Genomic DNA, 13974 nt, shown 5'->3' on the forward strand with positions numbered 1-13974 from the left:
ATGCAGTTATTTTCCCGCCCTGTTGTTCCTGCCATGGCAATAGACACCTCGGAGATACAGAAGAAATGATAAAGGGGCTGTCCCAAAAGTCCTCTTTAAAATGAAAAAAACCACGAAGAAATTGATTTTTCTTCGTGGTTTTTTCATTGTGAGCTTATTTCCTCCCCGAAACAGCCGGATCAACTCCGCCTGTTTCAGGAAGTTGTGGGCAATGGCGACCAGCCCAAACTCTATATTCACTTTATCGATGCCCCGGAGAGAAAATCTCCGGAACGACCGATTGCCTTTGATATGACCGAACACACTTTCCACCTCAACTTTTCGTTTGGCGTAGATTTGTGCTCCTTCGTCACACCAAAGGCTTTCCCTTGCTTCCTTCTTCAGTTGTTCATATGCCGGGTTATAGTAAACACGCCGGTTTCCTTTTGCTTTCGTGCATTTTTCTTTTATAGGGCACCCGGTACACGCTTCACATTCATAGACCTTGAAGGCTCGCGTGTATCCGTACCGATCGGTACGGTGAGAACGGAATTGAAAAGGGACCTTTCGTCCATTCGGACAAATATAATAATCCCCTTCTTCCTTGTACTCCCAGTTCATAACCTGGCTTGGGTCTTTCTTGAACGAACGAGACTGCTCTTTTCGCATCGTGTTATAGGGAATGAGTGTATCAAACCCTTCCTTCTTTGCGTATTTGTAATTGGTTTCTCCACCATAACCTCCATCAGCGACAATTGTATTGGGGAACGGAAGGTCTGTAGCCTGCAGTTTTTGTATATGCGGTTCAAAACAACGGGTGTCCGTAGGACGCTGATGGATCGAGTAGCCGATGATGAATTGGTTTTCTGTTCCTGCCTGCACATTATAACCAGGTTTCAGTTGCCCGTTCTTCATATGATCTTCTTTCATTCGCATAAAGGTGGCATCGGTATCTGTCTTGGAAAAACTATTTCGATCACCGAAGGTGGCCAACTGGGTTTCATACTTTTTCAAACGAGGAAGGTAGTCCTGACTCAACGTTTTATAGATACGTCGTTTGGCACGGAATACTTCCTTTTTTTCTTTCTTCTTTTCCTTATCATTTTCTTCTTCGACGGCTTTTTCCGCCTGTTCTACCTGAGCTTCTACCTGCTCGACAACTTTTTCGAGTTGCTCCGAAGTTACTCGCTTGGCAGGAGACCCCTCATCAGTGAGTATTTTTTCATCCATCTCAATGGCATCTTCAATATCCGCGAACGTTTGATTTAATTTTTCCTGTAGTTTTTCTTCGTAACGTTGGACGGATTTTCTCCACACAAACGTGTATTTATTGGCATTCGCCTCGATTTTGGTTCCATCAAGGAAGTAGTTGTCCATGGATATGTATTCTTGGTCGATCAGAAGTTTAATCAACTCCGTGAATAAAGGTTCAATGATGGCTTTCATCCGTTCTGAGCGGAATCGGTTGATGGTTCGGAAATCTGGTGTCTGTTGGCCGGCCAGCCACATCATCGGCAGATGTTCCCGAAGTGCTTTGGCGATTTCGCGGCAGGAATAGATTTTTTGCGTGTAGGCGTATAAGATAACTTTTGTCATCATTTTGGGATGATAGGAGCTCCGGCCGCCGCCTTGATATTGGGAAAAGAAGATGTCATCGTTCACCTGTTCCACCATGGCGTGAATGACCCGGACCACATGGTCCTCAGGAATTAAATCACTGAAGTCCATTGGTAGAACCAATTGCCCCATGTTATAATCAATGAAAGTAGCTGAAGAGTTACTCATAAAAAAATCGCCTCGCTTTTCGTTTTTTGTTGGTTTGGTCGCTTACATTATAACGAATGAGGCGATTTTTTTGTATGTAAAAAAGAAGATTTTTGCATTGTTGATGGGCAATTTGGGCAGGGAAACGATGAGACTCCTGCGGGAGAAGCAAGGCTGACGAGGCCCCGCAGGGCGTAGCCCGAGGAGACTTGTCGTCTTCCCCGCGGAAAGGGAATCGTTTCCCAGCCCCACTTTTCCGATATCAACAATAAACGAAAAAAGCTGCCCCAATTAGTCTGTTACAGACTTATGGGACAGCCCCTTTAAGGTTCGATCATCAGTGGATGGTCCATAGCATTATATGATTCATCTTTATGCTTGATTTCATTTCCTTCTTTGAAGACTTGCTCAAAGAAACGGGAAGCTGGCTCTGCTAATGTCCGGTAATAGTCACTGAACAAAGCAGCCGCGTGATTTCCAAGCCATTTCGTCGGCAGCAATTCTTCCGGAAGACCTGGGTCGACGAATAAGAATTTCCGATATTCATGAACAAGACTGGTTCTTTCAACGAAACATTCCGCATCGGACATTTCCCCTTTTTGAATCTTGTTACGATCGATAATGTATTTCTGGCTATAATATGAGATAAACTCATTGTATTTCTCATTGATTTCATCGAGGTTCCAGCATTTTTCCACGAGGGTGGCATCATTGTTCGGGCCTTTATATTCCGATTCAAAGAAATCGACGTAAGGTTCAATCTCATATTTTTCAATAAGGTTCTTCACCTGTTTCTCTAAATCATTCGGGGATATCCATGTACTTGTCGACATGGCACCGAAGCCGCTCCACACTAATTCTTTTCTAAACTCATCACGGGCATTTCTTTTCGTTTCAGGAATCGTGTACATCAACATGCGCCACTTTCCATCCCATTCCGCAGGTTTGAATTTAAAAATACGGTCTGCCGCTTCTTCCATACGGTCTATGCCACGCTCGGTCAAATAATAATAGCTTTTATTCCCTTTCTTTGTCGACTCCACCCAGCCTTGCTTATACATACGGGAAATCGCTGCACGTACTGCCTGCTCATTATGGCCGAATTCTTTTAAGAGCGTAATCAAACTGCCAATCCAAATTTCATTGCCATAATGTCTAATATAATCACCGTATAATGTGAATATCATCGAACGTGTATTCATGCCCATGCCTTTTAACCTCTTTCTTTATCATCTATGATGAAGTTCTATAATTGTCAGAAAATAATGATACCACATACGTGACGGTTCTGCAACGAACCGGGACTTGAACGTTACTAAAAAATGCGCCCAGCTGATGGCCAGGCGCATGGATTATTCGTTTTCTTGCGAGTCTTTTTCTTCTGGCCATTCAGGACGGAAACCATTTTTCAATTCCCGGATACTATACCCCAAGTCCATCTGCAAGTGCGGATAATCTTTAAAACGCCGCCAGTCCCCACCCCAGTCAAAACCAAGGTCTTTGGCTATATCTACGACTTCCATCCAATCAGAGTCACCGTTGTCATTGCCATCGTATTCTGTATCCCAAATAATATCCCCATTTTCATTCCTCAACGCAAAGTCGATGGCCAAACCATAATTATGATAGGATTCACCGCCTTCAGCGTAGGTAACGATGTCACCATCTTCGGACCTGCCGCGTTCATAAATTTCTTCTTGTTCTTCAATGGTCCGGAAGCCCTCCGTAATGACTACATCAATCCCCTTATCTGCCGCTCTGTCAATGAGCTTATCCCGTTTTTCAGCTACAGTTGGATGTAGTTCTGTCGGCATCGGGTCGTTCCCTTTTCTTTGAGGAAATTCAAACTCCATCTTTTCATTCTTCATATAAAAGACAAAGAATAGCACAATGGCTGTAAATATAATCAATCCCCCGATGAAACTAAGGATTTTATCAATCAATCGATCCCCTCATTTTCTGTGAATTTCCATGTGTTAGTTATATCTAACATGACTGAAGTTATGATTTCAAACTCTAAGCTTAATGGGATGTAAACAAATGCAGGAATCTACAATTTTTTACAGAAATAGATTGGTAGGATATCTAAATGGGGGCAATGTTATGACAAAAACAAAAAACTACCAGAAGAAGGTCCAGTTAACTATTGGTGTTCTCGTTATCCTGTGCCTGTTCATCGGTACGCAATTTTTTATGGGAGATCCCGTCATGGATGCTACCCTTTCGGAAACAGAAGCGGAGGATAAAGAAAAAGAAGAGATGGACATTCCAGTACAATGGAAAGAAGTTGAAACGAAAGAGGAGATTTATGAACACTTCGAGTCATTTATCCCCTATTTAAAAACAGCTGCTGATAGAGGGTTATTCCAGGATATAAATCAAACAGTAACCATACAGGATCATAGAGGAGAAGTGTACCTGGATAAGATCTGGTTTTCCAGCCAGGGTACTTTCCTTTATTACAGTTTAAGTGTCGAAGATATAGCCGACCTGCCGAGCAATCACCATAATATTGGAATGAATGGGGTTTCCATTGAAACCATGGACGGAGAACTTTTCCCTCATTCGCCAACCATGCACTCTACAATTCCGGAAAAAGCGGTATATGAAGGTAATGTATACCTGCTTGCATCAGGAAGCCCTATCCTTGATGAAGAAGGCAGACCTGTGGAAAAGATGAATGAAACCGTATCCGCCTATTTTAATGTTACACTCCCTGATGGCAGTTATCGGACGGAAGAAACCACATTAGGTTTGGAATATGATTTAAAGGATAACCTGCTCGCTTCTTTCCCGATTGAACAAACCCTTGAATTAGAGGACGGGGATATCTATATAAAGGAAGTTAATCTCGACGTCATGTCGACCGAGCTGCAAATTCAAGTGGAAGAGGAACAAAATCACCCGGTACAGGTAGAAGGGCAATTGAAAACAGAAGATCAAGCACACCCTTTTCATATTTATTTCGATCAACCCAGGGCAGAACAGCAAAATAAGGAACAAGCCATCTACTCGGCTTATACCAGTCCTTTTTCTGATATACCGAGTGATATCGAGCTTTCCTTTATAAAAAGCAGTACCATTAGTGACCAATCCTACAGCTTTGCACTGGATGTAAGTGATTTTGAAGAGTGGAGAAATGATGAAGACGCTTCTTATCAATTGACAAAGATCGAAAGCGCTGATGAAAAGGTCATCACAGAAATATTTGATACAGAGGTGCTGATAGACAGGCTGGAGTACAATCATGAAGGTGCAGAATTGACGATCCGTTACGATTACTCTGTTGAAGAAGATACCGGAAGTTTTTTGAGTTTAGAAGCTCCAAGTTTTCTTCATAAAGGGAGTGAGCCTTGGCTGGATACCAATATAACCATCAAAAATGAAAATGACGAATCACCGCTCTCCCAGGCTAATATCCATAGAATGGAACAAAACAGTTTCACGCTTATCTTACCATCATCTTTTCTTGAAGAATCCGAGCAATTGAACATAACTGTCGAGGACTTACTGCATACCAGAGAAGTCAGCGAAAAGCTTACGATCAACACATCAGAGTGACCTGTAGCCGGCAAAACTTAATACTAACAACCTACTAATAATACGGCACGCACCCGAATACTATATTATTCAATAGAAATGTGGATCTCATTAAAGAAGGGCGTGTTGTCTAGATGTCCAAAGTATCAGATGGTGTACAAGATGCATTAGCAGGTGTTGAAATTACGTCCTCTCGAAATAATGGACCAGTCCAAATTGCAGGAAATACAGAAGGCTTACAATGTATAGGTATTGGCACAGATGCAGCCGTCTTCCGCCATATCAACACACCTTCGTTTGCATATAAGGTATATGCCAAAGATAAAGTATATAAAAAAGATATAGAGCACTACGTCTACAAAGTATTAGGGAAGACAGAAACCTTGCCAATGCTTTATGAGACCGGGGACCGCTACCTAAAATTAGGCTACGAAGCAGGTCCTACCTTATATGACTGCCTGGTGCAGGGCATCCATATTCCCGCACAGGTCATCCTTGATGTCGAGGATACAAGGAGTTATATACGAGAATGCGGATTAAATCCAAGGGATATACATTTGAAGAACATCCTCTTGCAAGAAGGCCGGGCAAAGGTCCTGGACGTATCTGAATATGTCATGACTGGTAATGATTTTCGCTGGGAGCATTTAAAAAAAGCGTATGAATGCTATTACCACTTCATCGATGGTAAACCTGTTCCCTATTGGCTTATGGAAACCATTCGTAAATGGTACAACCATTCCCCTAAAGATTTTGATACAATTGATGAATTTATGAAGAAAATAGCTAACCTGACCATGTTTAAAAGATGAAAAAGAGGGCTGGCGAAAATATTTCGCCAGTCCTCTTGATTATTTCTAACCTTTTATGCCTCGTTTACAGCCGGTGACTTCGCTTTTTTGTTTTTCGTTCTCCTTCTTCCAGGTTTCACTTCCTGGCGAGCAGCTTTGAAAAAGGAAGCTCCCATAAGAAGAACGACGAATGAGAATGGAAGTGCAGCGATAATCAGGACATTTTGCAATCCTTGCGTCCCGCCAAAGTAGACAATTATAGCCGCCATCGCAGACAATGTTAATCCCCAAATGATTTTCACAGCACTGGAAGGATTCAGTGAACCTCCCCCGCTTAACATGCCCAGTACAAATGTGGCTGAGTCAGCTGAGGTGATAAAAAAGATGGCGATAACGAAAATCGTGATGAGGGACATCAGTGTACCTAATGGGTAATGCTGTAACACACCAAAGGTTGCTGTTTCCATCGCATAATCAGAGATAACAGCGATGCCATTTTGTTCAAGATTAAGTGCAGAAACACCAAATACCGCAAAGAAAATAAAACAGACAAGTGATGGCACTACCAGCACACCAAGCATAAATTCTTTAATGGTACGCCCTTTGGAAATCCGGGCAATGAAAATACCGACAAATGGCGACCAGGATATCCACCATGCCCAATAAAATATCGTCCAGCCATTGATCCAGGACCGGTTATCCTCATTCAACGGAGCGATGCGGAAGCTCATATCGAAGAAGTTAGTAATGTATCTGCCAAGCGTATCGGTAAACATATTCAAAATATATAGGCTCGGTCCTACAAGGAACAGCAGGATCAACAACAGGAAACCAAGCCCCATGTTAATATTGCTCAAATATTTGATGCCTTTATGGATCCCGACCATGCAGAAATGATAAATAACGCGGTTGCGACGGCTAATATCAATAGTTGGAATCCATAATTATTAGGAGTACCGAATAGGAAAGAGAGTCCTTCATTAATTTGGGCTGAGCCAAACCCTAAGGTAGCGGCGACTCCTACGACAGTAGCAAAAACTGCTAACGTATCAATCAATTTACCTGGAGTACCACCCATGCTCTTTTCTCCGAATAGAGGAACAAGTGTGGCGCTGACCAGACCGGGGTAACCTTTATGAAACTTAAAGTAGGCAAGTACAAGGGCAACTACACCATAAACGGCCCATGCATGGACACCCCAATGGAAGAAAGAATACTGCAGGGAGTCTTTGATCGCTTGATCTGTCCCTACTTCAGCCACGGGAGCACTTAGGAATGCATGAGAAATTGGTTCCGCAGTGGTCCAGAACACCATTCCCATCCCCATCCCGGCACTGAATAACATCGCAAACCAGGTGGGCAGCTTAAAGTCAGGACGGTCGTTTTCTTTTCCAAGCCGGATTTTTCCAAAGCGTGAAAAAATCAAGTAGACACAAAAAACCAGCATAATCATCACAATCAATAAATAATACCAGCCGAACATATCCGAGATATACCCGGTGACATTGCCGGATACTGTTTCCAGGTGATCCGGAGCGAATACTCCCCAAGCCACAAAAGCAGTACATATGGCAATCGAATACCAAAAGACTAACGTTACGTTTTTCATAGCTCCTCCTTTTATGTACGTTGAGATGTTTGGCAAAGGATTACAGTTTAATATACTTACCCTATTTTGTCCAAAACAAACGGCTTTCTCAGGGGCTTGATTGCAGAAAAGGAGTCCAGGCATATTTCCTGCACTCCTTTTCTTTATGGAAATATATTACATAACACCAATTGCCGTGTTGTTTACTCGCTTACGTGTTCAACCCTTCCCCCAAACTCCTTTGTGAAGCGGTCCGCCATTGACTTTATTATAGCGAGGTTCCAATCCTTCTGTCTGTTATTATGTATGTCGATCCATAGCCTGGCTTTCTTAGGCCAATAGGTGATTTCTAACACGCCTTTTTCATCAGGCTTCTTTACATGCCAATGAACCGAACCTTTTTTCGTACTGAGTGTGGCCTTCTCGGAGATTAATAGTTCAAATTCTGAAATAATCCCCTCAATCTCTTCACTTACCATGTCTTCATCCAGGGGCTTTATTCGATCTAACTGGGATTCTTTAATTTCATAAGTTAACATTTATTCTCCCCTCCAATAGCAATCTATTCCGAACCTGCCTTGGCAGGTCACCTAAATTTTAACATAATCTATTGGTATATCTGTTTTCTTCTATTCAATAAATATACCTCTATTATTCATAAAAAGGAATATTCTTCTAATGCATTAGTCCTTTTCATACGGGTTAAGAATTCCCTACCAACTCTTTATTTTATGGGTAAAAATATTTGTTTTTAGTAAAATAACAGAAATGTATTTGAAATCTACCAGATGAATGTAGTTGAATATTCATAAAAGGGGAGGTTTACATATGCAGAAAATAATAATTACTAGACTGCTAATCTTAACATTTATAGCTTTACTGCCATTAACTGCTGCGGCAGAAGCAGTATCAGCAGAAGAAGAGAAAAAACAGAGTCCGTTTAATTCAAAGCATTACGATTACGTAACCTATGAAGAAATTGTAGAACAGCTGCAACATATCGAGAAGGAAAGCAATCGTGTATCGATGGAAGTGGCAGGACAGTCCACAGAAGGGCGGAATATCTATGCTGTAACTATCAGCGACCCTGCATCCAAAGGAAAATACGGAAAAATCCAGGCACTAAGAAATAAGATGTTCAAGAATCCTGGCGACGCCCAGGATTGGGTAGACAAGCATCCGGACTTCAAAGTACCTGTATTGATTGATGGATCCATCCATGGTACGGAATTCGTAGGATCTGACGCTGTCTTGAAACTGATTGAACGTTTTGCCTTCGAAGATGATCAGGAAACGACCGAAATTCTTGAAAATAACATCCTGATCTTCAACGTAGTCGTCAATCCTGATGGACGTGTTGATGCGACAAGGTTCAATGCAGAGGGAATTGACTTGAACCGTGACTACATCACCCAATCGCAGCCGGAAACAGAAGCTTCTGTTAAATTGATGACCGAGTGGAACCCGATGGTATTCCTTGACCTGCATGGCTATGTCAATTATTCAGATGAGAAGCCAGGCTTGATCGAGCCGACTACTCCACCGCATAACCCGAACTATGAATATGATTTATATTCCAAGTGGGCATTAAATCAAGCAGAAGCAATGGAAAAAGAGATCGTTGAGAATAAAGAAAACTATCAATCTGACCTCTATCAGAACCTGGAAGGCGTCCATATCCCGGCTCGTGATGCTGAAGCAGGATGGGACGACTACCCACCAATTTTCGCACCGATGTATGCCATGTATCATGGGGCATACGGAGCTACCATTGAGGCGCCTGACAACACGTGGGACGGGGTGGAATGGCAAATCAATTCCGTTATGGGCGCATTGAAATTTGCTACAGAAAACAAGGATGAAATGATTAAAGACCAAATTGAAATTTTCGAACGTGGCATCAACTTCCAGCACCCGGACCATGAGGAAGGACACTTCCCACATGCCTACGTGCTGCCTGTTGATCAAAGTGATCCGAACGCTACGCACAAAGCAGTAGAACATTTACAACAGAATGACATTAAAGTAGAAGAAGCGAAACAAGCATTTACAGTTAACGGCGAACAATACGAAGCAGGAACCTTCATCGTTCCTATGGATCAGCCTAAAGCAGGCCTTGCGAACACCATCCTATGGAGCGGCGAGGATATCAGTGATGATACGTCAGCGATGTATGATATCTCTGCCTGGAGTTTCCCTGAATTGTGGGGATTTGAAGCGATTCCGGCAGAAAAGGAGCTTGAAGTTCAGTCGGCTCCTGTCAATCAAGTAACAACAAGTGGTGAATTATCAGGAAAAGGGCCATACCTTATTCCGAACAGTTCTACAGAAGCTGTTGCTCTTGTCAATGCATTAATCGAGCAAGGCATTACCGTTTACAAAGGTGAAAATGGCGACTTCTATGTCGAAAAGCAATCTGGAAATACTTTGAATAAGCTTGCCAAAGAGTCAGGCTTGAAACTTCCTACAGAAGAAATCCCGGATAATGCGGAAGAATTAGAAAATGTAACAGTTGCCATCCTGGAAGATGGCGGGATGAACAAACAACAGTCCCACGCAGGAACAAGAATTGCCTTAGAAAAGCTCGGCTTTAATGTCGAGGAAATTACTCCACCTGAAGTAGCTGAGCAAGGATTGAATGCCTACGATGTATTTGTATACAGCGGCACCGAAAGCCTCATTTCTTATGATTTGCGGGAAGCCAATCAGCCATTCGGCCTCGAAGATGAACAGCAATTTGAAGCTTTCCAGCAACAGGTAACAGACTTTGTATCTGATGGAGGCCAGTACATCGCTATTGGTGCAGGAGCATCCAAAGCGTCCAAAAAGCTCGGTTTGACGAATGTGGAAATCCAAACAGGAGCACGAAACAGCAATGGAATTGTGAGTGTCGACTACCAGGATTCTTCGTTGACGGCAGGCTATGACAGCGATGATATCGGCTTCGTTTATAGCCCGGTATGGTACACCAGCCTGACAGACCAGACTGTCGCAGCCTCATTTGCAGAGGAAGACTTTTTCCAGTCAGGATTTTGGAAGAACAGTGAACAGGCAGCCGGTGAAGCGGTGATCATCCAGGAAAATGATCAGGATGTAACATTGATCGGCTTAGAAGCTGGTTTCCGTGACCATACGTCTTATCTTTACCGTTTGCTATCTAACACTATTTTTGATTAAACAACGAAACCACCCGCTTGAGGGTGGTTTTTTTGTGGAAGCTTATTTTAGTCAAATGCCTTTGTCCAGTATATCTAGTTACTTTCCAGTAAACGTTTGGTGCTTTCTAATAAAAGTGAAATTTTGTCTAGTATTTCTTCGAAAGTGTCGAGAAAAATTTTGAGATTGTCTAGTATAAAGCGGCAGTAGTCTAGTATGCCACTTTCTTTTCTAATAAGTACTTTCCATACAGCTCAGTTGAGTTTTATCTCGTCTTCCCATACGATTAATTCACCACCACTTATTAGAAAGAAGGTCGTCATTGATGGGAAAGCTTCCTAGATTAATCACCTTTCTGTTTAGCATAATTGCAGGCACCATTGTCTTCTTAGCCCGCCCGCGCAAGGCAAGGGCTCCAATTGTACACGACAATCCGGAAACATACCCCGGGACGAATGTAGCTATCCTGCCTGGTGACTTGTTGTTTTCACCGATCGGTCAGAGCGAATCCAAGTATGTCGGCCATGTTGGGATTGTGAACCATAACCGGGAAGTTATCCACTCGATACCGTCCGGTCTCATGAAAGACACGATGCACAGCTATTTCCATAAATTCCGCTCCATCACTATCTATTCGCCGAAAGACCCTGACGTAGGCAGGAAAGCCGCCGATTATCTGGAAAACCTTTATGAGAAGTACCCAAAAGCAGATTACCGCATCCTTACCCCTCTCGGCAGCATGGACCATGAACAATACTGTACGAAAATTGTTTGGCAATCCTATTATTACGGGGCTGGTGTGAACTTAAGAAACCTTTCTCCCAACCGGATAGCTATTCACCCGGAGTGGCTGAAAGATAAAAAAGTATTGCAGCGGAAATCCAGGAATCTCTGACCCCTCATACATGTTTTTCCTTTATTGGTTAAAAATAAGATGGAATTCTTGATATGGAGGGAAAAGCATGCAAAATCAAAATCCAATGAACCAGCCTCAAACGAACGGGACCCAACAGGTATCAGCCAATATGGCTCCTAACATGAGCCATGGCGGGCATGAATTATTCGACGCGCATGAAGTGATTGGCGGTGTGATCGGTATGCTCAACCAGTATAAAATGTATGAGCAAAATGTCCAGGATCCGGAGCTGAAGGATATTTTAACCCGGCAGGCAAATTTCACTACTGAACTGTATAACATCATGACAGAAAGCTTTAAAACAGGCCAGAAGCCGTCACAATCTACTCACGTGTATAACATGACGCAAGATAATGATGTCGTGTATGGAATGCAGCCAGGCCAGCCGAAAAAGCCCGCTCAAAACCCGTCAGAACTGACGGATGCCGAGTATTCTTCCTTCATGCTTGGTCAGATGAAAGGACTGGCATCGACGATGGCCATGACCGCTCTTGAAATGACTAACCCTGTCTTAAGAAGAGTTGTTGCGGACAGCGTACCGAATATGATCGAAATGAGCTACGAGCTATTCTTATATCAGAATAAGCACGGCTATTACCAAGTTCCACAGCTTGCCCAACAGGATATGAACCAAATGCTACAAAGCTACGCACCTGCTCCTCAGCAACCTTTAAACTAACTAATACAGAAAAGGCTGCCTCCGTGGCAGCCTTTTCTATTAAGTTATATAGTTAGCAGACAAATAATTCAGTTATCCTTTAAAAGGGTAACTCAGGGCGCCAGTGACTTCGGTTTCCACTTTAAACAACCCGCCCGCTAAAGGGTACTTCCGCAGATCCTCTTCTTCCATCCCGACACTTGCTGTCGTAATATACAACTCATTCATTTCCTTTCCGCCAAAGGTACACGAAGTAACATTCAATGCCGGAACAGGGATTGTTCTTAATCGCTCCCCCTTATCAGGGTTCCAGACCGATAATTTAGAACCGCCCCAATGCGCAACCCAAAGGTTGCCTTCCGTGTCGATCGTCATCCCGTCCGGCTTTCCTTCCCCATCTGGAATTTCCACGACAATAGAGGGGTTCTTGATCGTTCCGGAACCTTGATCAAATTCATAACGTACTACCTGCTTGGTCGGTGTATCAATAAAGTACATAAACCGGTTATCCGGTGACCACGCCAATCCGTTAGAGGTACTGACATGATCGACCTTTTTTTCAAATTCCATGTCTGTATCAAGGCAATACAACGCACCGTTCTCTGGTATGCCGCTATAACTCATCGTTCCAGCCCAAAAGCGTCCCTCAGGATCACACTTTCCATCGTTGAAGCGATTTTCCGTCATGCCTTCCTCTGGATCAATGATCGGGCGGGTTTCTCCCGTTTCTAAGTCCAATGTATAAAAGCCATTTTCCATCGCTGCTATAGCTCCGCCGGAATTCCTTGGAACCACCGCACCTACTCGCTGATCAACTGGAATCTCCCTGTTTTTCCCGGATGAAGGGTCGAAAATATTAACTTTCTTTCCTTCAATGTCGACCCAGTAAAGAACCTGCTGCTCCCTATCCCAGCTCGGCCCTTCTCCTAATTGAGCTTTAGCGTCAAGAACCAGTTCTACATTTCCCAGCATCTTCATTCCTCCTTATCATTCCTTTCCCCTGCTCTCTATTATAAAAACAATGGAGCGTCACCAACCCCTCAAAGCATAAAGGCTCTGTTGTGAAAGTATCCAATTATAAGACTGTAAAGTCGAAGACATGACTTCAAAATGTTTAATATAGCTTAGGGGCTCCGGGAAACGATTCGCTTTCCGTGGGCGTGTGCTGAGTCTCCTCAGCCTTCGCCTTGCGGGGCCTCAGCGATCCCGCATATCCCACAGGAGTCTCACCGTTTCCCTACGCCCCCCTTGCCATAAAAGTTTATTTGAAATCGATTTTCTACAGTTCTGTCAGGTGGATATAAATAACGTTTAATCAGCCATATTAGCGTCCTTTGCAGAATGCTACCATTGATGAACAAAAATGGTTTCGTTATTTCATTCATGGTAATGAGGACTTGGAAATGACGAGACTCCTGCGGGAAAGGATAGACTGGCAAGACCCCGCAGAGCTTTAGCTCGAGTTATCATGAACGAAAACTAGCTCCTTACTCGTAAAATCGTAGGTTAATCTGGTTAGAATGGTTACTGCCAAACAAAAACCAAACCAGAGCTACATTACGGAAGGAGCTAGTTATTATGA

10 protein-coding genes and 1 pseudogene are annotated in these 13974 nt (G+C 43.1%); 5 read left to right on the plus strand and 6 right to left on the minus strand.

Features of this window, described 5'->3' with window-relative positions; genetic code table 11:
- Positions 1–6: 6 nt before the first annotated feature.
- The 3 genes from ACGTNI_RS14965 to ACGTNI_RS14975 all read right to left on the minus strand — a co-directional run bounded on the left by ACGTNI_RS14965 (position 7) and on the right by ACGTNI_RS14975 (position 3611).
- The gene (locus ACGTNI_RS14965; RefSeq protein ID WP_444875588.1) at positions 7–1764 is read right to left on the minus strand and encodes an IS1182 family transposase; all 1758 of its coding nucleotides are present in this window, start codon (positions 1762–1764) and stop codon (positions 7–9) included.
- A gap of 302 nt (positions 1765–2066) precedes the next feature.
- A complete protein-coding gene (gene paaX, locus ACGTNI_RS14970; protein ID WP_394463606.1) occupies positions 2067–2945 on the minus strand; it encodes a phenylacetic acid degradation operon negative regulatory protein PaaX in 879 nt (292 codons plus the stop codon).
- 150 nt (positions 2946–3095) lie between these two features.
- On the minus strand, positions 3096–3611 hold the full coding sequence (locus tag ACGTNI_RS14975) for a M15 family metallopeptidase (protein WP_394463607.1): 516 nt from the start codon (positions 3609–3611) through the stop codon (positions 3096–3098).
- A gap of 235 nt (positions 3612–3846) precedes the next feature.
- Between ACGTNI_RS14975 and ACGTNI_RS14980 the strand changes: the two genes are divergently transcribed.
- Together ACGTNI_RS14980 and ACGTNI_RS14985 are read left to right on the plus strand one after the other, a co-directional pair.
- Positions 3847–5304: a hypothetical protein gene (locus ACGTNI_RS14980; protein ID WP_394463596.1), complete on the plus strand. Its 1458-nt coding sequence runs from the start codon at positions 3847–3849 to the stop codon at positions 5302–5304.
- A gap of 113 nt (positions 5305–5417) precedes the next feature.
- Entirely contained in the window at positions 5418–6095 is a 678-nt protein-coding gene (locus ACGTNI_RS14985) for a protein kinase family protein (RefSeq protein ID WP_394463597.1), read from the plus strand.
- A gap of 53 nt (positions 6096–6148) precedes the next feature.
- On the opposite strand, the pseudogene ACGTNI_RS14990 reads toward ACGTNI_RS14985, so the two are convergent.
- Positions 6149–7683, minus strand: a pseudogene (locus ACGTNI_RS14990) (BCCT family transporter).
- Between the two features lie 182 nt (positions 7684–7865).
- The gene (locus ACGTNI_RS14995) at positions 7866–8201 is read right to left on the minus strand and encodes a hypothetical protein (RefSeq protein ID WP_394463598.1); all 336 of its coding nucleotides are present in this window, start codon (positions 8199–8201) and stop codon (positions 7866–7868) included.
- Positions 8202–8490: 289 nt separating this feature from the next.
- On the opposite strand from ACGTNI_RS14995, the gene ACGTNI_RS15000 reads away from it, so the two are divergent.
- The 3 genes from ACGTNI_RS15000 (at position 8491) to ACGTNI_RS15010 (ending at position 12413) form a co-directional block, all read left to right on the plus strand.
- On the plus strand, positions 8491–10839 hold the full coding sequence (locus ACGTNI_RS15000; protein WP_394463599.1) for a M14 family zinc carboxypeptidase: 2349 nt from the start codon (positions 8491–8493) through the stop codon (positions 10837–10839).
- 304 nt (positions 10840–11143) lie between these two features.
- Positions 11144–11713 (plus strand): hypothetical protein, encoded by a 570-nt coding sequence (locus tag ACGTNI_RS15005; RefSeq protein ID WP_394463600.1) that lies wholly within the window; start codon positions 11144–11146, stop codon positions 11711–11713.
- A 67-nt stretch (positions 11714–11780) separates the two neighbouring features.
- The gene (locus ACGTNI_RS15010; protein WP_394463601.1) at positions 11781–12413 is read left to right on the plus strand and encodes a spore coat protein; all 633 of its coding nucleotides are present in this window, start codon (positions 11781–11783) and stop codon (positions 12411–12413) included.
- Positions 12414–12485: 72 nt separating this feature from the next.
- Here ACGTNI_RS15010 and ACGTNI_RS15015 read toward each other — a convergent pair whose 3' ends face one another.
- Positions 12486–13364: an SMP-30/gluconolactonase/LRE family protein gene (locus ACGTNI_RS15015; protein ID WP_394463602.1), complete on the minus strand. Its 879-nt coding sequence runs from the start codon at positions 13362–13364 to the stop codon at positions 12486–12488.
- Positions 13365–13974: the final 610 nt, after the last annotated feature.

This window comes from Thalassobacillus sp. B23F22_16, from assembly GCF_043496955.1.
Classification (GTDB): domain Bacteria; phylum Bacillota; class Bacilli; order Bacillales; family Halobacillaceae; genus Thalassobacillus; species Thalassobacillus devorans_A.

What these genes read in the sequence shown, in the direction of transcription:
- ACGTNI_RS14965 (WP_444875588.1), bottom strand. Translation starts at nt 1,764, where the DNA reads ATGAGTAACTCTTCAGCTACTTTCATTGATTATAACATGGGGCAATTG.
- ACGTNI_RS15010 (WP_394463601.1), top strand. Translation starts at nt 11,781, where the DNA reads ATGCAAAATCAAAATCCAATGAACCAGCCTCAAACGAACGGGACCCAA.
- ACGTNI_RS14995 (WP_394463598.1), bottom strand. Translation starts at nt 8,201, where the DNA reads ATGTTAACTTATGAAATTAAAGAATCCCAGTTAGATCGAATAAAGCCC.
- ACGTNI_RS15000 (WP_394463599.1), top strand. Translation starts at nt 8,491, where the DNA reads ATGCAGAAAATAATAATTACTAGACTGCTAATCTTAACATTTATAGCT.
- ACGTNI_RS14985 (WP_394463597.1), top strand. Translation starts at nt 5,418, where the DNA reads ATGTCCAAAGTATCAGATGGTGTACAAGATGCATTAGCAGGTGTTGAA.
- paaX (WP_394463606.1), bottom strand. Translation starts at nt 2,945, where the DNA reads ATGAATACACGTTCGATGATATTCACATTATACGGTGATTATATTAGA.
- ACGTNI_RS14980 (WP_394463596.1), top strand. Translation starts at nt 3,847, where the DNA reads ATGACAAAAACAAAAAACTACCAGAAGAAGGTCCAGTTAACTATTGGT.
- ACGTNI_RS14975 (WP_394463607.1), bottom strand. Translation starts at nt 3,611, where the DNA reads ATGAAGAATGAAAAGATGGAGTTTGAATTTCCTCAAAGAAAAGGGAAC.
- ACGTNI_RS15015 (WP_394463602.1), bottom strand. Translation starts at nt 13,364, where the DNA reads ATGCTGGGAAATGTAGAACTGGTTCTTGACGCTAAAGCTCAATTAGGA.
- ACGTNI_RS15005 (WP_394463600.1), top strand. Translation starts at nt 11,144, where the DNA reads ATGGGAAAGCTTCCTAGATTAATCACCTTTCTGTTTAGCATAATTGCA.